This is a genomic window from Herbaspirillum sp. SJZ099 (genome assembly GCF_007828355.1).
Lineage (GTDB): Bacteria > Pseudomonadota > Gammaproteobacteria > Burkholderiales > Burkholderiaceae_D > Herbaspirillum.
On sequence record NZ_VIUO01000006.1, the window covers coordinates 150698 to 171367 of the forward strand.

At 62.8% G+C, this 20670-nt stretch carries 20 protein-coding genes; 14 read left to right on the forward strand and 6 right to left on the reverse strand.

The window, feature by feature from the left end; translation table 11 throughout:
- The 4 genes from moaD to FB597_RS14440 form a co-directional block, all read right to left on the reverse strand.
- Positions 1-258: a molybdopterin converting factor subunit 1 gene (moaD, locus tag FB597_RS14425; RefSeq protein WP_141915617.1), complete on the reverse strand. Its 258-nt coding sequence runs from the start codon at positions 256-258 to the stop codon at positions 1-3.
- Entirely contained in the window at positions 255-1538 is a 1284-nt protein-coding gene (gene glp / locus FB597_RS14430; protein WP_141915619.1) for a gephyrin-like molybdotransferase Glp, read from the reverse strand. The genes moaD and glp overlap by 4 nt, the downstream gene beginning before the upstream one ends.
- A gap of 154 nt (positions 1539-1692) precedes the next feature.
- The gene (gene thrC, locus FB597_RS14435) at positions 1693-3153 is read right to left on the reverse strand and encodes a threonine synthase (RefSeq protein WP_144769919.1); all 1461 of its coding nucleotides are present in this window, start codon (positions 3151-3153) and stop codon (positions 1693-1695) included.
- A gap of 102 nt (positions 3154-3255) precedes the next feature.
- Positions 3256-4404 (reverse strand): helix-turn-helix transcriptional regulator, encoded by a 1149-nt coding sequence (locus FB597_RS14440; RefSeq protein ID WP_144769920.1) that lies wholly within the window; start codon positions 4402-4404, stop codon positions 3256-3258.
- A 290-nt stretch (positions 4405-4694) separates the two neighbouring features.
- On the opposite strand from FB597_RS14440, the gene FB597_RS14445 reads away from it, so the two are divergent.
- The 5 genes from FB597_RS14445 to FB597_RS14465 all read left to right on the forward strand — a co-directional run bounded on the left by FB597_RS14445 (position 4695) and on the right by FB597_RS14465 (position 8868).
- Entirely contained in the window at positions 4695-6233 is a 1539-nt protein-coding gene (locus FB597_RS14445) for a COG3014 family protein (protein WP_255464027.1), read from the forward strand.
- 48 nt (positions 6234-6281) lie between these two features.
- A complete protein-coding gene (locus FB597_RS14450; protein ID WP_141915626.1) occupies positions 6282-6695 on the forward strand; it encodes a YcfL family protein in 414 nt (137 codons plus the stop codon).
- A gap of 40 nt (positions 6696-6735) precedes the next feature.
- The gene (gene lpoB, locus FB597_RS14455; RefSeq protein ID WP_141915629.1) at positions 6736-7347 is read left to right on the forward strand and encodes a penicillin-binding protein activator LpoB; all 612 of its coding nucleotides are present in this window, start codon (positions 6736-6738) and stop codon (positions 7345-7347) included.
- A 21-nt stretch (positions 7348-7368) separates the two neighbouring features.
- Positions 7369-8229, forward strand: coding sequence for a penicillin-binding protein activator LpoB (locus tag FB597_RS14460; RefSeq protein WP_141915631.1), 861 nt, complete (start codon positions 7369-7371; stop codon positions 8227-8229).
- A gap of 198 nt (positions 8230-8427) precedes the next feature.
- Positions 8428-8868, forward strand: a complete 441-nt coding sequence (locus FB597_RS14465; protein ID WP_141915634.1) for a surface-adhesin E family protein — start codon at positions 8428-8430, stop codon at positions 8866-8868.
- An 89-nt stretch (positions 8869-8957) separates the two neighbouring features.
- Here FB597_RS14465 and FB597_RS14470 read toward each other — a convergent pair whose 3' ends face one another.
- The gene (locus FB597_RS14470; RefSeq protein WP_141915636.1) at positions 8958-10268 is read right to left on the reverse strand and encodes a homoserine dehydrogenase; all 1311 of its coding nucleotides are present in this window, start codon (positions 10266-10268) and stop codon (positions 8958-8960) included.
- A 130-nt stretch (positions 10269-10398) separates the two neighbouring features.
- Positions 10399-11628 carry a pyridoxal phosphate-dependent aminotransferase gene (locus FB597_RS14475; protein WP_141915639.1) on the reverse strand — a complete coding sequence of 410 codons (1230 nt, stop codon included), beginning with the start codon at positions 11626-11628 and terminating at the stop codon, positions 10399-10401.
- 418 nt (positions 11629-12046) lie between these two features.
- On the opposite strand from FB597_RS14475, the gene FB597_RS14480 reads away from it, so the two are divergent.
- The 9 genes from FB597_RS14480 (at position 12047) to FB597_RS14520 (ending at position 20549) form a co-directional block, all read left to right on the forward strand.
- The gene (locus FB597_RS14480) at positions 12047-12427 is read left to right on the forward strand and encodes an Mth938-like domain-containing protein (protein WP_141915642.1); all 381 of its coding nucleotides are present in this window, start codon (positions 12047-12049) and stop codon (positions 12425-12427) included.
- Between the two features lie 56 nt (positions 12428-12483).
- The gene (locus FB597_RS14485; protein ID WP_144769921.1) at positions 12484-14214 is read left to right on the forward strand and encodes a glycosyltransferase family 39 protein; all 1731 of its coding nucleotides are present in this window, start codon (positions 12484-12486) and stop codon (positions 14212-14214) included.
- Positions 14211-14582 (forward strand): EamA family transporter, encoded by a 372-nt coding sequence (locus FB597_RS14490; RefSeq protein WP_141915647.1) that lies wholly within the window; start codon positions 14211-14213, stop codon positions 14580-14582. The genes FB597_RS14485 and FB597_RS14490 overlap by 4 nt, the downstream gene beginning before the upstream one ends.
- Before the next feature lie 74 nt (positions 14583-14656).
- Entirely contained in the window at positions 14657-15778 is a 1122-nt protein-coding gene (locus FB597_RS14495; protein WP_141915650.1) for a DegT/DnrJ/EryC1/StrS aminotransferase family protein, read from the forward strand.
- Between the two features lie 127 nt (positions 15779-15905).
- Positions 15906-16862, forward strand: a complete 957-nt coding sequence (locus tag FB597_RS14500; RefSeq protein ID WP_141915652.1) for a glycosyltransferase — start codon at positions 15906-15908, stop codon at positions 16860-16862.
- Positions 16859-17776 (forward strand): formyltransferase, encoded by a 918-nt coding sequence (locus tag FB597_RS14505; RefSeq protein WP_144769922.1) that lies wholly within the window; start codon positions 16859-16861, stop codon positions 17774-17776. Before FB597_RS14500 ends, FB597_RS14505 begins: the two co-directional genes overlap by 4 nt.
- A 27-nt stretch (positions 17777-17803) precedes the next feature.
- Complete coding sequence (locus FB597_RS14510; protein ID WP_141915658.1) at positions 17804-18859, forward strand: bifunctional UDP-4-keto-pentose/UDP-xylose synthase; 1056 nt, start codon at positions 17804-17806, stop codon at positions 18857-18859.
- A gap of 179 nt (positions 18860-19038) precedes the next feature.
- On the forward strand, positions 19039-19980 hold the full coding sequence (locus tag FB597_RS14515) for a polysaccharide deacetylase family protein (protein ID WP_144769923.1): 942 nt from the start codon (positions 19039-19041) through the stop codon (positions 19978-19980).
- A gap of 92 nt (positions 19981-20072) precedes the next feature.
- On the forward strand, positions 20073-20549 hold the full coding sequence (locus FB597_RS14520; protein ID WP_141915662.1) for a peroxiredoxin: 477 nt from the start codon (positions 20073-20075) through the stop codon (positions 20547-20549).
- Positions 20550-20670 lie beyond the last annotated feature (121 nt).

Below are 20670 nucleotides of genomic sequence, written 5' to 3' on the forward strand. Positions count from 1 at the left end.
TCAGCCCCCCGTGACCGGCGGGAAGAAGGCCACCTCGCCGCCATCGACGATCTCGGTATCGGCTTCGGCCATCACATGGTCGTAAGCCATGCGCAAATTCTTTTCCGGCCCCAGCACTTCGGCCCAGATACCGCCACGCCCGATCAGGAAGGCGCGCACGTCGCCGATGGTCTTGACGCTGGCCGGCAGTTCGATGACTTCCTGCGTGGTCTGGAGTGCTTCGCGCACGCTGGCGAAGAAACGCAGTTCGATTTTCATGACAGCAAATCCTGGAAAGAAATGAAGGAGACCATGTCCCCCACGGCAATGGTCTTGCCGGCAGGATTGTCGACCACGCCATCGGCCCACACGGTCGAGGTCAGCACGTTGGAGCCCTGGCTGGGAAACAGGTCGAGCCCGCCATTGGCGTTGCGGCGCACGCGCAGGAATTCCTGGCGGCGGTCGGCCTTGGGCCAGGCGAAATCGGCGCGCATGGCCAGCGCCTGCGGCAGCACGGCTGCGCGCGGCAAACCCTGCAAGCACAACAGGAAGGGCCGCACAAAGACCAGGAAGGTGACAAAGGACGATACCGGGTTGCCCGGCAGGCCGATGAAGAAGGCGCGCCCCTCTTGCGCCGTCTGGCGGTTCACTTCGCCAAAGGCCAGCGGCTTGCCCGGCTTCATGGCGATCTGCCACATGTTGATGCGGCCTTCCGCTTCCACCGCCGGCCTGACGTGGTCTTCCTCGCCCACCGACACGCCGCCGCTGGTGATGATCAGGTCATGCTGCTGCGCCGCCTCGCGCAGCGTCTTGCGGGTGGCGTCGAGGTTGTCCGGGACGATGCCGTAGTCGGTGATCTCGCAGCCCAGTTTCTCCAGCAGGCCGCGCAGCAGGAAACGGTTGGAGTTATAGATGGCGCCGGGCTTCAGCGGCTGGCCCGGCATGGCCAACTCATCGCCGGTGAAAAATACCGCCACGCGCAAGCGGCGCCGCACGGAGAGTTCGGCCTGCCCCACCGAGGCCGCCAAACCCAGCTCCTGCGGGCGCAAGCGGGTGCCGGCTTCAAGGATGGTGCTGCCCTGGCGGATATCTTCACCGATGGTGCGCACCCATTCGCCCTGCTGCGGGACGTGGCGCACGATGACGTATTCGCCCTCGGTGTCACAGGCCTCCTGCATGACCACCGCATCCGCGCCTGCGGGCATCATCGCGCCGGTGAAGATGCGTGCGGCGGTGCCGGCTTGCAGCGGCTGGCCGACATGGCCGGCGGGAATGCGTTGCGACACGCGCAAGCGGGCCTGGCCCGAAGCGCAGTCGGCGGCGCGCACGGCATAGCCGTCCATCTGCGAATTGTCCATGCCCGGCACGTTGATGTGCGCCTGTACCGGGGCCGCCAGCACACGGCCGCAGGCGTCGAGCGTGGAGATGGTCTGGCTGCCTTGCACCGGCACGGCGGCGTCGAGCAAGGTATTCAATGCCTGCGCCACGCTTTGTAGCGGTGGGCGCGACGGCGCCGCCGCTTTGTCGCTTGGATTCGGTAGAGAAGTATTGGCTTGCATGTCTGGCCTGTTATCTGGTTTTCGCTGATTCCGTGCGGATATAGCGATCTGCCATTTTAATGCAATCGGCACAGCGAATCAGTATTACACCTTGCGCATGAAAAACGCCGCACGGACTTGAGGGTCCGGGCGGCGTCCGGCATATCGATGCAACTTACAGGCCGGTGTGCTGCGCCACGAAACTCTTGACCTTGACGGCGTCGGCCGGCATCACTTCGAAACGCTGCGGCAGCGCCTCGATGTTCTCGAACCCGGCCGGACGGTCGGCGTCGCGGCCCAGCGCTTCGCGGATGGTTTCGTTGAACTTGGCCGGCAGCGCGGTTTCCAGCACGATCATGGTCACTCCCGGCGCGAGGTTCTCGCGCGCCACCTTGATGCCGTCGGCGGTGTGGGTGTCGACCGTGATGCCGTAATTCTTTTCGGCGAAACGGATGGTGTCCAGGCGGTCGGCGTGGGTCGATTTCCCGGAGGCGAAACCGTACTTGATCACGCTGGCGAATTCGTTGCCGTCGCTGCCCGGCTTGCCGGTCAGGTCGAAGCCGCCGGCGCTCTCGACCTTGTGGAACAGCGCCTTGACGCGGTCGCTGTCGCGGCCCAGCAGGTCGTAGATGAAGCGCTCGAAGTTCGAGGCCTTGCTGATGTCCATGCTGGGGCTGCTGGTGTGGTAAGTCTCGGCCGACTTGCGCACGCGGTAGACGCCGGTGCGGAAGAACTCGTCGAGCACGTCGTTCTCGTTGGTGGCCACCACCAGCTTGTCGATCGGCAGCCCCATCATGCGCGCGATGTGGCCGGCGCAGATGTTGCCGAAGTTGCCCGACGGCACCGTGAACGAGACCTTCTGCTCATTGGAGGCGGTCGCCGCTAGGTAGCCGCGGAAGTAGTACACCACCTGCGCGACCACGCGCGCCCAGTTGATCGAATTGACGGTGCCGATCTTCTTGGCGGCCTTGTATTCCAGGTCGTTGGAAATCGCCTTGACGATGTCCTGGCAGTCGTCGAACACGCCTTCGATGGCGATGTTGAAGATGTTGGGGTCCTGCAGGCTGAACATCTGCGCGGTCTGGAAGGCGCTCATCTTCCTGTGCGGCGACAGCATGAACACGCGGATGCCGCGCTTGCCGCGCATGGCGTATTCAGCGGCGCTGCCGGTGTCGCCCGAGGTGGCGCCGACGATGTTGAGTTCGGCGCCCTTCCTGGCCAGCGCGTATTCGAACAGGTTGCCCAGCAATTGCATGGCCATGTCCTTGAAGGCCAGGGTCGGGCCGTTGGACAAGCCTTGCAGCACCAGCTTCTTGCCGTCCTGGTCTTCCAGCGTGCGCAGCGGGGTGATCTGCGATGCGTCTTCGCCGGCGCGGGTATTGCGGTAGACGTCGGCGGTATAGGTCTTGTGCGCCAGGGCCTTGAGGTCGGCCTCGGGAATGTCGGTGGCGAACTTCTTCAGCACCTCGAAGGCCAGGTCGGCATAGGACAGCTTGCGCCATTGGTCCAGCTCGGCGCCGCTTACCTGCGGGTATTGCGACGGCAGGTACAGGCCGCCGTCCGGCGCCAGGCCGCCCAGCAGGATTTCGGAAAAGGAAGGAGTGGCAGAGTGACCGCGGGTAGAGACGTATTGCATGACGTGTGATGGCTGCAGGATGCGTGAATGCGGGGGAATCGGAGAAGTCGCTCATTATAGCGTCCCGCCACTGCCGCGCTCACTTTTGCCGCCGGCAGGCCATCAGATACGGATCGGCGGTTCGGCCACCATCAGGATGCGCAGGAGTTCCGCCTGGCGCCGCGTGCCGGTCTTGGAGAACAGGCTGGCCATATGGGTGCGCACCGTATTGCGGCTGACATCGGCTTTTTGCGCATAGCTCTCGATGGTGTCGTTATCGAGCAGCGCTTCGGCCAGGCGGGCTTCGGCCGGGGTCAGGCCGAACATCTTGCGCAATATGGCGCTGCGCGGCAGCTGCTGCCGGCCCATGTCCTGCAGGATCACCAGGGCCAGCGGCCCGCTGTCATCGGCAAAACCGGCCTGGCGGTCCGGTTGCGCCGGAATGACCGACACCACCAGCGGCTGCCCGCCCCGCTCGCGGCGGGCGGCAAACCATTGCCCGCGCCGGCCTTCAGCGCCGGTGGCCTGGCTGACGGCGGCAACCAGCATGGCATCGGCGCCGGGGTCGGCCAGGCGCAAGCGTTGCGCCTTCACGCAGATGCCGTCGGCGCCGGCCAGCATGTCTGCCGCCACGTTGTTGAACGACGCCACGCGGCAGGCGGCATCGACCCACACCGTACCGTAGGGAAAGTATTTCAGCAGGGCCTGGTCGGCCTGCTGCTGGCTTTCCAGGGCGCGCAGGCGCCGCCGCAGCACGGAGGAACGGATCATGTGCCCGGTGATGCGTTCCAGCAGCTGGAGATCGTCGGCGTCGTAATGCCCGGCGCCGACCGGGCGCAGGAACGACAGCACTTCATTGTCCAGGCCCTCGCCGCCGACACGGCCGAGAACCATGTGGCGCGCGCCGTGCTTGAACAGGAAATCGTTATAGATCTCGCTACGGCGCACGAAGCTTTCGTCGAAGCGCTCGTAGTCCGCGCGCCACTCGCCGACGGCGCCGGCGGCAACCCACTGCAGGCGCTCGTCGACGCTGTTGTAGTAAGTCCGGTATTCGACATCGGCGGCGTTGAAGATGGGATTGCTGATGACGGAGCTGAACACCTCCCGGGTCGACATATCCATGTGGACCATGTGGAGGTAATGCCCGGCGACCGCGCCGATCTCATCGCATATCGATTCCATGAGCGGCGCCAGCTGCCCGGGATGTTGCACCGACTCGTAAATCAGCCCGACCAGTTGGTCGAACCGCTGTTCCTGATTGGCGGTTTTCATTGTTTTATCCCCATGTCGCTCACTGTGGCGACTTGATTGGCCTTCCCGCTTCCGAGCATAGAACATTTCACTTTCTCATTCAAACGGATGAGGCTTTTTGTGTTGCATTTCTCTAGAATTTTTCTTGCCAAACAGTCAGTCGGCTCGCTTTTTCACAGGAGCAACTGTCAGGGGACATGCACGACTGGGATGCTGGCAATTCCGGGGAGAAACTCATCATGCAAATCAAGCCGAACGGCCAAAGGACAATGGCGGCCCTGTTCTTGGGCAAACGCCTGTGCGCGGGGGCCATGGCAGCCGGACTCATCGCCGGGTGCGCTACCCAGGGCTACGACAACAAGGCCAGCAGCACCGTCGGCGCCATGCAGGGCGGCAATCCCGACCTCGCGCTGCAAACGCTTGAACAGCAAAATCCCGACAAGGACAAGGACTTGCTCTACTTCATGGAAAAGGGCGAGCTGCTGCGCATGAAAGGCGCCTACGAGGCCAGCAAGGAAAGCTGGCTGGCCGCCGACGAGAAGGTGCGCGGCTGGGAAGAACAGGCCAAGAGCGATCCGTCCAAGCTGTTCGGCGACATCGGCTCCTTCGTGCTCAACGACACGACCCGCCGCTACGATGGCCGCGACTACGAAAAGACCTTCATCAACCTGCGGCTGGCGCTGGACCACCTGGCCATCGGCGACTGGGATTCGGCGCGCACCGAGATCAAGAAGATGCATGAACGCGAGGCCATCATTGCCGAGTTCCGCAGCAAGGAGCTGGAACAAGCCAAAAGCAGCGCCGAGTCCAAGGGACTGAAGACGACCTCGTTCAAGGAACTCAGCGGTTATCCGGTCGAGACCCTGGTCGATCCGCAAGTGCAGGCGCTGAAGAATTCCTATGAATCCGCGATCGCCAACTACCTGGCCGGCTTCGTCTACGAAAGCCTGGGCGAACCTTCGCTGGCTGCGGCAGGTTACCGCAAGGCAATCGAGATGCGCCCGGGCGAGCCGGTGCTGGAAGACGGGCTCAAGGGGCTCGACGGCCGCGTGCGCGCCCGCTCGCCCAAGCTGGTCGATACCCTGATCGTGATCGAATCGGGCAGCGCCCCGGCCATCTCCTCCATGACCCTGCCCATCATGCTGCCGATCCCGGGACGCAGCGGCCTGTCCATCATCGCCACGCCGATTTCCTGGCCGGTGATCCGCGCCGCGGATAGCTCGATGGTGCCCGCGGCCATCAACATCGATGGCAAGTCCGCGCCGGTCGCCCTGCTCACCAGCGTCGACCAGATGGCGCGCAAGGCGCTCTCCGACGAGATGCCCGGCATCATTGCGCGCTCCTCGGTGCGCGCCATCACGCGCGGCGTCGCCCAGAAAGCCATCGACGACAACGCCGGCTCGATGGGAGCCTTCGGCTCGCTGCTGAGCCTGGCGGCCAAGGTCGGCTCGGTGGTGGCGGAAGTGGCCGATGAACGCACCTGGCGCACCCTGCCGGGCTTCTTCTCGGTGGCGCGGGTCAAGCTGCCGGTCGGGGCGCACACCATCAGCCTGCTCTCCGGCACCAGCCAACTGACACGGGAAGTGAAGCTCTCCGGCAATTACGCGGTGGTGACCATGCGCACTTCCGGACCGGCGTTGTATCTGGCACAGACGCCGTTCAACGAACAACAGGCCGCATTGGCCCTGGCCGCCCCGGATACGCCGCCAGCCAAGGTCGCCAAGGCCGGCAAGAAAGCCGCCCCCAACAATGCCGCCAAAGCCGCGGCGGCGGCCAAGGAAAAGGCCCTGGCCAGCGCCGCCGACAGGAAGAAGGCGATCGTGCCGGTCTCGGCCACGGCCGGCCAATAACTGCTCTGCGCCAGCGCCATCACGACATCGACACATCGGAGAATCCAGATGCAAGTTTTTTTACGCAACATCGTGCTGGCAGCATCCTGCGCACTGTTTTTCGGCTCCCCGGCCGCAGGCCAGACCATCGCCTCCAAGATCGAAACCATGGGCGAACCGGCCTCGCTGCAATTCACCGGTTTGCGCATGCGCGAACAGAACGGTCTGCTGCGGGTGCAGGCCGAATTGACCAACCAGGACACCGCCCCGCAAAGCGCCTATTACCGGGTGCAGTGGCTCGATGACGCCGGCTTCCAGGTATGGGACGACGAAGCCTGGAAACCGGTGCTGCTGCACGGCGCGCAAAAACTGACGCTGCAGATCGTCGCGCCGACCACCAGGGCGCGCGACTTCAAGATCCAGTTCAGCGCCACCGATAACCGTTCGCTGAGCCGGCCCAGCGCTTCCGGCAACAGCCCATGACCCGCTGAATTCTTATCCGCCATCCAAAAAAGGAAACGCCATGTACGCCATCCCCCACTCCCGCCAGCTTCGCCATACGGCCCTGTGCGCCTTGTGCGCCGCCCTGTTCGGCTGCGCCACGCCCGGCACGCCGACCGTCGGCGGCAACGTCCAGTACGGCGACGCCAAGGCGGTGGAACAGGTGACCAACGAATTCGGCTCGACCGACCTGCAGACCATCGCCGAATCGATGGCGCGCTCGCTGGCGCAATCGGCCAGCGGTTACAAGAGCAAGCCGCTGGTCACCTTCGCCGACGTCAAGAACAAGACCAGCGAATACATCGATACGCGTTCCATCAGCGACTCGATCCGCACCCAGCTGGTCAAGAGCGGCACCATGCGCTTCGCCACCGACATCGACGCCATGCAGAACCAGACCGACGAGCTGACCCGCCAGAACAACAGCGGCCTGTACAAGAAATCGGCCACCGCCAAGGTCGGCAAGATGCAAGGCGCGCAATACCGCATCGAAGGCAACATCACTTCCATCGTCAAGCGCGGCGGCGACGTCAAGGACGTCTACTACAAGTTCAGCCTGATCATGACCGACATCGAGGCCGGCACCATCGAATGGGCCGACGAAAAGGAAATCCGCAAGACTTCGCGCCGCTGAACGGCGCTTCAGGAAACGCTCATGTACCCATCCTCCCTCCTGCGCATCTTGCGCGCGGCCTGCGCAATCGGCGGCCTGGCCTGCATCGTGCTGGACGCTCCCACGGCCGGCGCGCAAAACCTGCCCAAGATCGCCGTCACCGACCTGTCGTATGAAGAGCAGGTGAAGGAGTATTTCCAATACTTCGAAGCGCGCGAGAAGCATGACAACCGCTCCTCGTCCAGCGGGCAGTTCCGCGATTCGGCCAACAGCTCGTCGGGCTCGGCGTCCGAACGCTCGTCGAGCCGCGGCGAAAGTTCGGTGGTGGCGGCCTCGGGCAGCGTCACCGTGATCAGCCGCGGCGAACTGCGCAAATTTACCGCCGACATCAAGGGCGAACTGCTCAAGTCCGGCTCATACCGCCTGGTGCAAGGCAAGCCGTGGACCCAGCAAAACACGGAAAAGCTGTACGACATCATCGCCCGCATCAAGCAAGGCTATTACCTCGGGGCCGACTATGTGCTGTTCGGCAGCATCAACAACGTCGACTTCCGCCAGGAGACCCATCCCATCCAGGGATCGAATGCGGTGTCGTTCTCGCTGGCGCTGGAACTGGTGGGCGAGTTCTCGCTGATCAATACCAGGACCTATGAGATCAAGGCGGCCTTCTCGGCCATGGGCGAAGGTTCGGACACGCGCCTGGCCAATGCCGCCGGAACCCGGATCGCGCTCAACAAGAGCAAGGTCATGCAGGAAGTCTCGCGCTCGCTGGGCGATGCCGTGGCCAGCGAAATGGAGGCGCAATTCAACCCTGCCGCATCCACCCGCGCCTCCCGCGCCGCGCGCAATGCCGGACCGGCCAATGCGCCTGCACAGGAAGAGCGCACCGTGGTCTTCAAGTGACCAGGCATCCGGGATGCGCCCAATTTGTTTCCATAAAGAAACAAATCCCGCCCGGCCAGATGAAATAAAACGTTACCACCCTTGAAAGCCCGGCAACGCCGGGCTATGCTGCGGCACTTCGTGCGTCCGCCATGGCGGAAACTCCCGCGCGACAGCCACATCAAAGACGGCATTCAACTCAAGAAGGATGGAAATGGCATGAAACAAAAGATCAAGACCTTGCTGGCGATCTCCGGCGCATTCGGCGCCTTGCTGGCTGGCGCGCCGGCGCATGCGGAGAATTGGCAGGCCCTGGGCGGCACGGACCAGTCCTCGCTGCTGGTCGATACCGACTCCATCGTCGAAAGCGGCGGCATCCGCGAGGCATGGTCGCTGTGGAATTTCAAGGAAGCCCGCCCCAACACCGGCGACGCCAGCTTCCCCAGCCTGAAGTCCTACAAGGATTTGCACCAGTACAACTGCAAGGCCGGCACCATGAAGCTGGTCAGCGAGATCATCTTCGCCGAGAACGACGGCAAGGGCGACAAGCGCGACCATACCAGCGCCCTCAAGGGCATGGAATTCACCAAGCCCAAGCCGATGTCAGTCGGCGACGCCATGCTGCAGGCGGTGTGCGGCTACGAGCTCAAGAAGAAGTAAGCCCCCGCCCCCCCCTGCGTCAGGCATAAAAAAACGGAGCCATACGGCTCCGTTTTTCATTGGCGGGCCATTGCCATTGGCCCCACCGTTCAGTTCAACTCTTCCAGGCGGATCTTGGTAACCTTGCCGACCACCGTCTGCAGCGCTTCGATCTTGGCGATGGCCGCCTCGATGTTCTTTTCCTGGGTCTGGTGGGTCAGCATGATGATGTCGGTCTGCTGCTCGCCTTCGGCAGGCTCCTTCTGCAGCATGGCATCGATCGAGATCGACGAATCCGCCAGGATGCGGGTAACGTCGGCCAGCACGCCCGGCTTGTCGGCCACGCGCATGCGCAGGTAATAGCTGGTGGTGACCTCGGCCATCGGCAGCACCGGCGTATCGGCCATGGCGCCGGGCTGGAACGCCAGGTACGGCACGCGGTGCTCCGGATCGGCGGTGGCCAGGCGGGTGATGTCGACCAGGTCGGCGATCACGGCCGAGGCGGTCGGCTCGGAGCCGGCGCCCTTGCCGTAGTACAGGGTCTCGCCGACGGCGTCGCCGCGTACTACCACCGCATTCATCGCGCCTTCGACATTGGCGATCAGTCGCTGCGCCGGGATCAGCGTCGGGTGCACGCGCAGTTCGATGCCCTTCTCGGTCTGGCGCGTGATGCCCAGCAGCTTGATGCGGTAGCCCAGTTGCTCGGCGTAGGTGATGTCGCTGGCCTGCAGTTTGGTGATGCCTTCCACGTGGGCTTTGTCGAATTGCACCGGGATGCCGAAGGCGATCGAGGCCATGATGGTCAGCTTGTGGGCGGCGTCCACGCCTTCGATGTCGAAGGTCGGATCGGCTTCGGCATAGCCCAGGCGCTGCGCTTCCTTGAGCACCACGTCGAAGTCCAGGCCCTTGTCGCGCATCTCGGAGAGGATGAAGTTGGTGGTGCCGTTGATGATGCCGGCGATCCACTGGATGCGGTTGGCGGTCAGGCCTTCGCGCAGCGCCTTGATGATGGGGATGCCGCCGGCGACCGCCGCTTCGAATGCGACCATCACGCCCTTTTCCTGCGCCGCCTTGAAGATCTCGTTGCCGTGCGTGGCGATCAGCGCCTTGTTGGCAGTGACCACGTGCTTGCCGTTGGCGATGGCCTTCAAGACCAGATCCTTGGCGATGCCGTAGCCGCCGATCAGCTCGATGACGATGTCGATGTCAGGGTCGTTCACCACCAGGTTGGCGTCGTTGACAACCTTGACTTCTCCATTGGTCAGTTCGGTGGCGCGCTCGGTGTTGAGATCGGCCACCATGGTAATTTCAATGCCTCGGCCGGCGCGGCCCGCAATCTCTTCCTGGTTGCGCTTGAGAACATTGAAAGTACCGGAACCCACGGTGCCGATGCCGAGCAAACCTACTTTGATGGATTTCATATTGTCTTCGTGGTTGGTGAAAAATTGCCGCCCTGCTCACGGAACAGGACGGGTACTGCAAGTAAAACGGTAATCGCTGCGCGGCCTTGCCACGTTGCCGCGCGGTGATGCCGGATGCGTTGCCGACAGTTCAGGCGGTGCCGTGCCGACGGCGATAACCTTCCAGGAAATGGGCGATGCGGCCCATGGATTCGGTCAGGTCGTCGGTATTGGGCAGGAACACCACGCGGAAGTGGTCCGGCGTCGGGCAGTTGAAGCCGGTGCCCTGCACGATCAGCACCTTCTCTTCGGCCAGCAGTTCGTAGGCGAACTCCTGGTCATCCTTGATCGGATAGATTTCCGGATCCAGGCGCGGGAACATGTACAACGCCGACTTCGGCTTGACGCAGCTCACGCCCGGGATGTCGGTCAGCAGCTTGTGCGCCAGGTCGCGCTGCTTGGTCAGGCGGCCGTTCGGGCCGACCAGGTCGTTGATGCTCTGGTAGCCGCCCAGCGCGGTCTGGATCGCAAACTGTCCCGGCGCGTTGGCGCACAGGCGCATCGAGGCCAGCATGTTGAGGCCTTCGATATAGTCCCTGGCATGCTTCTTCTCGCCCGAGACCACCATCCAGCCGGCACGATAGCCGCACGAGCGGTAGTTCTTGGACAGGCCGTTGAAGGTGATGAACAGCACGTCGTCGGCCAGCGAAGCCAGCGAGGTATGGGTATTGCCGTCGTAGAGCACCTTGTCGTAGATCTCGTCGGCCAGGATGATCAGCTGGTGCTGGCGCGCCAGCTCGATGATTTCCTTCAGCACCTCGACCGAGTACAGCGCGCCGGTCGGGTTGTTGGGGTTGATGACCACGATCGCACGGGTGTTGGGCGTGATCTTCTTCTTGATGTCGGCGATGTCGGGCTGCCAGCCTTGCTGCTCGTCGCACACGTAATGCACCGGGGTGCCGCCCGAGAGACTCACCGCGGCGGTCCACAGCGGATAGTCGGGCGACGGCACCAGCACTTCGTCGCCGGTGTTGAGCAAGGCGTTCACGCTCATGACGATCAGCTCGGAAGCGCCGTTGCCCAGGTAGATGTCATCGATGGTCACGCCCTCGATCTTCTTTTGCTGGGTGTAGTGCATGACCGACTTGCGCGGCGCGAACAGGCCCTTGGAATCGGTATAGCCGGAGGCGTTGCCCATGTTGCGGATCATGTCCTGGACGATCTCGTCCGGGGCGTCGAAGCCAAAGGCGGCCAGGTTGCCGATGTTGAGCTTGATGATCTTGTGGCCCTCTTCCTCCATCTGACGCGCTTTTTCCAGCACGGGACCACGAATGTCGTAACAAACATCTGCCAGTTTCTTGGATTTCTGAATCGGTCGCACAGCCATTCCTCTACTTGTTCTGAAGCGGGGGCGCCGCGGCATGCGGGGCTGGTCCGTTTCTCTTGGCGCCGGGCGGGCAAGGAACCTTTCAGGTTCCTGCCTCTCCATCACGGCGCATCCCTTGGTTTATCTCCGGTTCCTTGCGGCAACTCGCGCGGCGGCTTCGCTTGGCGCGCATGCGCGCAGCGCAACGCAATGAAAGCGACGCAAAACACGCTTGCGCGCGCCCATCGCCCAGCGGCCGGGAACCGGCCATTTTGCCCAAAGCTGTTCATTTTATCAATCAAATAGGCGTGCGCCGGATAAGGAAACGGCTACAATGCAGCACTTTACGACCAGATTGCTGCAACGCATGTCGGAATGACATCCCGGCGCCCCCGCCGGCCGATGATCCGCACGCCTTCCAGCCCATCTTGCGATGAAGCTTCATTCAACCGAAACCAAGCAATACCAGACTGTCACCGCTTACGATGAAGACGGCGTCGAGCTCAATGCCATCCGCTTCACCCACAGCCTGGTCGTGCTGCCCGAAACCGAACCGGCTCCGTGGCCCGTGGCAAGCTTCGAGGCGCTTACCGTGGCCGACTTCGCCCAGATCGACGCCACCCAGCCCGACGTGGTCATCCTCGGCACCGGCGAGCGCCAGCGCTTTATCCATCCCAAGCTGATCGCCGCCCTGACCGCGCGCCGCATTGGCGTCGAGTGCATGGACAACCAGGCTGCCTGCCGCACCTACAATATCCTGATGGCCGAAGGCCGCAAGGTGGCGCTGGCGCTGATCATCCCTCCCAAGAGCTGAACGGCTTCGGCCTGCCGCGACAAAAAACCCAAGACACGCACAAGGAACCGCCGTCAATGCGCGAACTGTACAAATCGAAAGCGTTCGTCTGGACGCTGCTTATCCTGTTTTTGCTGGTGTGGTTCTGGATGCTGGGCGCCCGCACCCTGGTGCCCACCGATGAGGGCCGCTATGCGGAAATGGCGCGCGAAATGGTCGCCACCCAGGACTGGATCACCACCCGCCTGAACGGCATCAAGTATTTCGAAAAGCCGCCGCTGCAAACCTGGATGAATGCCCTCACCTTCGAGCTGTTCGGCCTGGGTGAATGGCAGGCGCGCCTGTGGACCGGCCTGTGCGGCCTGCTCGGCATCGGCCTGGCAGCCTACACCGGCGTTCGCGTGTTCAACGGCCGCGTCGGCTTCTATGCCGCGCTGGTGCTGGCGTCGAGTTTCTTCTGGGCCGGCATGGGCCATATCAACACGCTGGACATGGGCCTGTCGGGCATGATGACCATCGCGCTGTGCGCGCTGCTCATGGCCCAGCGCAACGACGCCTCGCGTGAAAGCCAGCGCAACTGGATGCTGCTGTGCTGGGCCGGGATGGCGCTGGCGGTGCTGTCCAAGGGACTGATCGGCGTCGTGCTGCCTGGCGCGGTGCTGGTGCTGTACACGCTGTTCTCGCGCGACTGGGCGATCTGGAAGCGGCTGCACCTGCTCAAGGGCCTGCTCCTGTTCTTCGCCATTACCACGCCGTGGTTCGTGGCCGTGTCGCTGAAGAACCCGGAATTCCCGCAGTTCTTCTTCATCCACGAGCACTTCCAGCGCTTCACCTCCAAGATCCACAGCCGCACCGGCCCGTGGTACTACTTCATTCCCATCCTGCTGCTGGGCATCGTCCCGTGGCTGGGCGTGTTCTTCCAGGGGCTGTGGCAAGGCATGCGCGAACAGCGCGACACCGCCGCCTACAACAGCCTCAACGGCGGACGCTTCCAGCCGAAGAAACTGCTGCTGATCTGGGCCGTCTTCATCTTCGTCTTCTTCAGCATCTCGGACTCGAAGCTGCCCTCCTACATCCTGCCGATCTTCCCGGCCCTGGCGCTGCTGATCGCCTGTTACCTGGAGAAGGCCGACTACAAGGCGCTGGCCCTAGCCGGCTCGCTGGTGGCGGTGCCGTGCGCGGTTGGGCTGGCATTCATTCCACGCGTCCCGTCGCTGGCCAAGGACGCCTTCTCGCGTCCGCTGGTCGAGGCGCATGTGCCGTATATCTATGCCGCCACACTGCTGTTTTTCATCGGCGGCATCGCCGCCATCCGCCTGGCTCGCCAGCACAAGGATGTGGCGGTGACCGCGCTGGCCGCCACCTCTTTCCTCGCCGGCCAGGTGCTGATGCTGGGGCACGATCCGCAGGGCCGCTACTCCGCCGGCGTCGACTATGTTCCCGTGCTGCAGGCGGAATTGAAGCCCGAAACCCCGATTTACCTGGTGGGCCGCTATGAGCAGGCGCTGCCTTTCTACCTGCGCCGCACGATGACCTTGGTGCAGCACGCCGACGAAATGGCATTCGGCCTGAAGCAGGAACCGCAGTTGTGGCTGCCCACCGTGGACGCCTTCGTCGCCCAATGGGTGGCCGACCATGCGGCCGGCAAGAAGGACATCGCCATCGTCGATCCCACCCTCTACAAGCAGTTGCAGGAACGCAAGCTGCCGATGCGCCTGATCGGCCAGGATCCGCGCCGCGTGATCGTGGCCAATGATCCGGCCCCGGACGCGGCCATGACCGGCGACGGCAAGAAAGCGGCGCCATGAACCTGGCCACGTTCGGTTTCATCTTCGCCGGCATCTGCCTCAACGCCGTGGCGCAATTGCTGCTCAAGGCAGGCACCAACGCCGTGGGCGCGATCCACCTGAGCGCGGAGAACTGGTTTGCCACGGGTATCAAGCTTGCCACGCAATTGCCGATCATCGGCGGCCTGACCTGCTATGTGATTTCGGTGGTGGTGTGGATCATCGGCCTGTCGCGCGTGGACGTGACCATCGCCTACCCGATGCTGTCGCTGGGCTATATCATCAATGCCGTCGGCGCCTGGTATTTCCTCGGGGAAGCGGTGTCCGCCCAGCGCCTGCTGGCTATCGGGGTGATCATCATCGGCGTGGTTTTGCTGACTAGAAGCTGATTTACAATAGCGCGCTGCCCTGCGCCTGGCATCCATCTACGTTCTACGTTATAGCCTGACCGAGAAACACACTCATGAGCCTGCCTTTCCTGCCGTTCGCCAAACCCACCATCGACGAACCCACCATCGCCGCCGTCGCCGACGTGCTGCGCTCCGGCTGGATCACCAGCGGCCCCAAGGTGCAGGCCTTCGAGAAGGCGCTGTCCGAGTACCTGGGCGGACGCATCGTGCGCACCTTCAACTCCGGCACCTGCACGATGGAAATCGCGCTGCGCATCGCCGGCGTGGGTCCGGGCGATGAAGTCATCACCACCCCGATCTCGTGGGTGGCGACCGCCAACGTGATCATCGAAACCGGCGCCACGCCGGTGTTCGCCGACATCGACCCGGTCACCCGCAACATCGACCTGGACCAGCTGGAAGCCGCCATTACCCCGCGCACCAAGGCCGTGATCCCGGTCTACCTGTCGGGCCTGCCGGTGGACATGGATCGCCTGTACGCGATCGCCCGGAAACACAATCTGCGCGTGGTGGAAGACGCCGCCCAGGCGCTGGGTTCGACCTGGAACGGTAAACGCATCGGCGCCTTCGGCGACTTCGTCTCGTTCAGCCTGCAGGCCAACAAGAACATCACCAGCTCCGAAGGCGGTTTCCTCGTGCTCAACAACGCCGACGAAGCCAGGCTGGCCGAGAAGTACCGCCTGCAGGGCGTGACCCGCAGCGGCTTCGACGGCCTGGAAGTGGATGTGCTGGGCGGCAAGTTCAACATGACCGATGTGGCCGCCGCCATCGGCCTGGGCCAGTTCGCCCATATCGATGCCATCACCGCCCACCGCAAGGCGCTGGCCAGGCATTACTTCGCCGCCTTCGGCGACCGTTTCGAAGCCGAGTACGGCGCCCAGCTGCCGGTGGCCGACTTCGAGAACTCCAACTGGCACATGTTCCAGCTGGTGCTGCCCGAGCGCATCACGCGCGCCGCCTTCATGGAAAAGATGATGGAAAAGCAAGTCGGCATCGGCTACCACTACCCGGCCATCCACCTGCTGCAGCTGTACCGCGAGCGCGGTTTCAAGGAAGGCATGTTCCCGGTGGCCGAGCGCGTGGGCCGGCGCATCGTTTCCTTGCCGATGTTCAATGCAATGAGTAAAGATGACGTGGAGCGCGCAGTCGAAACGGTAAAATCGGTCTTGCGTTGATTTTGCGGCAATTTTCCGTTTAAATTCCGCACCACTTGCAATTTCAGCTCCAAGCGGGCCTGAATGCCGCGACGCCTGACGGTCGCTGCGGCTTCGGGCCTTTGACATATTCCAGTACCCGCCATTGATGAAACCAGAACTGTCCGTCGTCATCCCGGTTTACAACGAGGAATCCGGCCTCGCCAAGCTGTTCGAACGCCTCTACCCGGCGTTGGACGCCTTGGGCTACAGCTATGAAGTCATCTTCGTCAACGATGGCAGCCGCGACCGCTCGGCCGGCATCCTGGCCGAGCAGTACCGCATCCGTCCCGACGTCACCCGCGTGGTGCTGTTCAATGGCAACTACGGCCAGCACATGGCCATCATGGCCGGCTTTGAAGCCACCCGCGGCGATATCGTGGTGACGCTGGATGCCGACCTGCAGAACCCGCCCGAGGAAATCGGCAACCTGGTCGCCAAGATGCGCGAAGGCTACGACTACGTCGGCTCGATCCGCCGCAAACGCCAGGATTCGGCCTGGCGCACCATCGCCTCCAAGGCCATGAACCGCCTGCGCGAGAAAATCACCCGCATCAAGATGACCGACCAGGGCAACATGCTGCGCGCCTACGGCCGCAACGTGATCGACCTGGTCAACCAATGCCGCGAAGTCAACACCTTCGTGCCAGCGCTGGCCTACACCTTCGCCCGCAAGCCGACCGAAATCACGGTCGAGCACGAAGAGCGCTCGGCCGGCGAATCCAAGTATTCGTTCTACAGCCTGATCCGCCTGAACTTCGACCTGGTCACCGGCTTCTCGCTGGTGCCGCTGCAGTTCTTCTCGCTGCTGGGCATCTTCCTGTCGTTCGCCTCGGCGGCGCTGTTCATCCTGATCGTGGTGCGGCGCTTCTTGATCGGGGCGGAAGTGGGCGGCGTGTTCACCCTGTTTGCGATCACCTTCTTCCTGATGGGCGTGATCCTGTTTTCCATCGGCCTGCTGGGCGAATACATCGGCCGCATCTACATGCAGGTGCGCGCGCGACCGCGCTATGTGGTGCAGGCCATCCTTGAACAATCCTCCGACGAGGACAAGCAGACATCATGAATGCCGTCGTATTCGCTTACCATGACGTGGGCGTGCGTTGCCTGAAGGTGCTGCTCGCACGCGGCGTGCAGGTGTCGCTGGTGGTCACGCACGAGGACAGCGCGACCGAGAACATCTGGTTCGGTTCGGTGGCCGGCGTATGCCGCGACAACGGCATCCCGTTCATCACGCCGGCCGACGCGAAATCGCCCCAATTGCTGGCCCAGGTGCAGGCGGCGCAACCGGACTTCATCTTCAGCTTCTACTATCGCCACATGCTGCCGGTGGAGCTGCTGGCCGCGGCCAGGCACGGCGCCTACAACATGCACGGCTCGCTGCTGCCCAAGTACCGCGGCCGCGTGCCGATCAACTGGGCGGTGCTGCATGGCGAGACCGAAACCGGCGCCACCCTGCACGAGATGACGGTCAAGCCCGACGCCGGCGCCATCGTGGCCCAGACCGCCGTGCCGATCCTGCCGGAAGACACGGCCTACGAGGTCTTCGGCAAGGTCGTCGTGGCGGCCGAACAAACCCTGTGGGGAGTGCTGCCGGCAATGCTGTCGGGCCATACCCCGCGCCTGCCCAACGACCTGACCAAGGGCAGCTACTTCGGCGGCCGCAAGCCGGAAGACGGCCGCATCCACTGGCGCAGCACCGCGCGCGAGGTGCATAACCTGGTGCGTGCGGTGGCCCCGCCCTATCCCGGCGCCTTCGAAGAAATCGCGGGTGATAAAATTACGGTCACCAAAACCCGGCTGGTTCCGCCATCGGCCCATCCGGCCCTGCAGAAGGCGCATGGCATGCAAGACAAGTTCTTTGAAGGAGGCAAACTGTACGCACGCTGCGGCGACGGCAACTTCCTCCAGATCCTGGGCATCCAGATCAATGACCGGGATGCGTCGCTCAACAATTACCTGAAATACATGGCCTCCTGAAGTCCGGCCATTCACACTGCTCTCATTATGAAAAAAGTCCTCATTCTCGGCGTCAACGGCTTTATCGGCCACCACCTGTCCAAGCGCATCCTGGAAACCACGGATTGGCATGTCTACGGCATGGACATGATGACCGACCGCATCACCGACATTCTGGAAAACGAGGCCTACAAGTCGCGCATGCACTTCTTCGAAGGCGACATCACCATCAACAAGGAATGGGTCGAGTACCACGTCAAGAAGTGCGACGTGATCCTGCCGTTGGTAGCCATCGCCACGCCGTCGACCTACGTCAACAAGCCGCTGCGCGTGTTCGAGCTGGACTTCGAAGCCAACCTGCCGATCGTGCGTTCGGCCGCCAAGTACGGCAAGCACCTGGTGTTCCCGTCGACCTCGGAAGTCTATGGCATGTGCCATGACGAGGAATTCGATCCGGAAGAGTCCGAACTGATCTGCGGCCCGATCAACAAGCCGCGCTGGATCTACTCCTGCGCCAAGCAGCTGATGGACCGCGTGATCTGGGGCTACGGGATGGAAGACAACCTCAACTTCACGCTGTTCCGCCCGTTCAACTGGATCGGCGCCGGCCTGGATTCGATCCATACCCCGAAGGAAGGCAGCTCGCGCGTGGTGACCCAGTTCTTCGGCCACATCGTGCGCGGCGAGAACATCTCGCTGGTCGACGGCGGCCAGCAGAAGCGCGCCTTCACCTATATCGACGACGGCATCGACGCGCTGATGAAGATCATCGCCAACGAAGGCGGCGTGGCCTCGGGCAAGATCTACAACATCGGCAATCCGGTCAACAACTACTCGATCAAGGAACTGGCCGACATGATGCTGAAACTGGCCGCCGAATACCCCGAGTACGCCGAGACCGCCAAGCAGGTGAAGCTGGTCGAAACGACCTCGGCAGCCTACTATGGCAAGGGCTACCAGGACGTGCAGAACCGCGTGCCCAAGATCACCAATACCTGCGACGAACTGAACTGGAAGCCGCAGACCACCATGGCCGACACCCTGCGCAACATCTTCGACGCCTATCGCAGCCAGGTGGCCGAAGCGCGTGCGCTGGTCGACTGATCCGCAAATATCCGCCTTGCCAGGAAACCGCGCTACGGCGCGGTTTTCTTTTTTCGCCACGGCATTTGCCGTCTGTGTATTGTTCTGTGCGGCATGCGGTGCTAGTCTCCCTATCTGAGCCGCATTGCAGCAATTCCCGGGTTGCTCGTATTCCCTGTCACCTTTCCGATTCGCCGACATTGCCCAAACTTACACTCAAGATCGACGCCGATACCTACCGCGGCACCCGCGTGGGCGTTCCCAACCTCATCGCCCAGTTGCGCCGACACGGCGCCGGCGCCACCTTCCTGTTCTCGCTCGGTCCCGACCATACCGGCTGGGCCCTGAAGCAGATCTTCCGCCCGGGCTTCTTCAGCAAGGTATCGCGCACCTCGGTAGTCGAGCACTATGGCCTCAAGACGCTGATGTACGGCACGCTGCTGCCGGCGCCGGATATCGGCAAGACCTGCGCCGACTTCATGCGCGAAGCCTACGACGCCGGCTTTGAGTGCGGCATCCACACCTGGGACCACCGCGTCTGGCAAGACAACGTCCGCACCGCCGATGCGCAATGGACGCAGGAAACCATGCAGCAATCCTACGGCCGCTACCACGATATCTTCGGGCGCGCGCCGGTCACCCACGGCGCGGCCGGCTGGCAGATGAACGACCATGCCTTCGTGCAGCTCGACCAGTTCGGCATCGCCTACTCCTCCGACGGCCGCTCGCAGTTGCACGAAGACGGCCGGCTGGCCGATCCGGATGCCGGGCCGCACCGCCTGTCGGCCTTCGGCCGCCCGCTGTCCTGCGTGCAATTGCCGACCACGCTGCCGACGCTGGATGAAATCCTGGGCCGCACCATCCGCGGCAAGCTGATCGATGCCGGCAATGCCGCCGAGCTCCTGCTCGAATTGACCCGGCAACCGCGCGACCACGTCTTCACCTTGCATGCCGAACTTGAAGGCCAGAAACTCGCCCCCATTTTCGAGCAATTGCTGGCAGGCTGGCGTACGCAAGGCTATGAACTGGTTTCCATGGGCGATTATTACCAGAGCGTGAAAAACGATGTACTGCCCATCCTGCCGATCAGCTGGGGCGAATTGCCGGGCCGCTCGGGCGACATGATCGTACAGGCGATGTAGGAGCCGGTTTGCAGGCTCGCCACCACTTCCAGAATTGCAGGCATACGCAATAACCGACCACACCAACGACAACCGATATACGGGGCGCCATTTTGACCGACAGACCAACCATCCTGAACAAGACCGTGCCGGAATTCTCGGCCAGCATGACCGGCGGCAAGGACTTCAACCTTGCCGACTACAAGGGCCGCAACCTGGTGCTGTACTTTTACCCGAAGGACAACACCCCCGGCTGCACCACCGAGGGGATGCAATTCAGGGACCTGCATCCGCAATTCCAGCAGCACAACACCGACATCTTCGGCATCAGCCGCGACAGCCTGAAATCGCACGAGAATTTCAAAGCCAAGCTGGAGATGCCCTTTGAGCTGATCTCTGATCCTGACGAAACGCTGTGCGCCATGTTCGATGTCATGAAGATGAAAAATATGTATGGCAAGCAAGTTCGCGGCGTCGAACGCAGCACGTTTGTGATTGACGGATCGGGCAAAGTGGTGAAAGAATGGCGTGGAGTCAAGGTTCCAGCCCACGTGGATGAAGTGCTGGCCTTCATCAAAACCATTGCCTGAACAACCATCGGAAATCTTGTAGCGCCATCTGCCGGCACTACCGGAACCGTGCAGTGAGAATCTGCCCGAACGATGTTTGCAGGCCGTGTCAGGGTCGCCTGGCAAGCGATGCTGCCGCGTT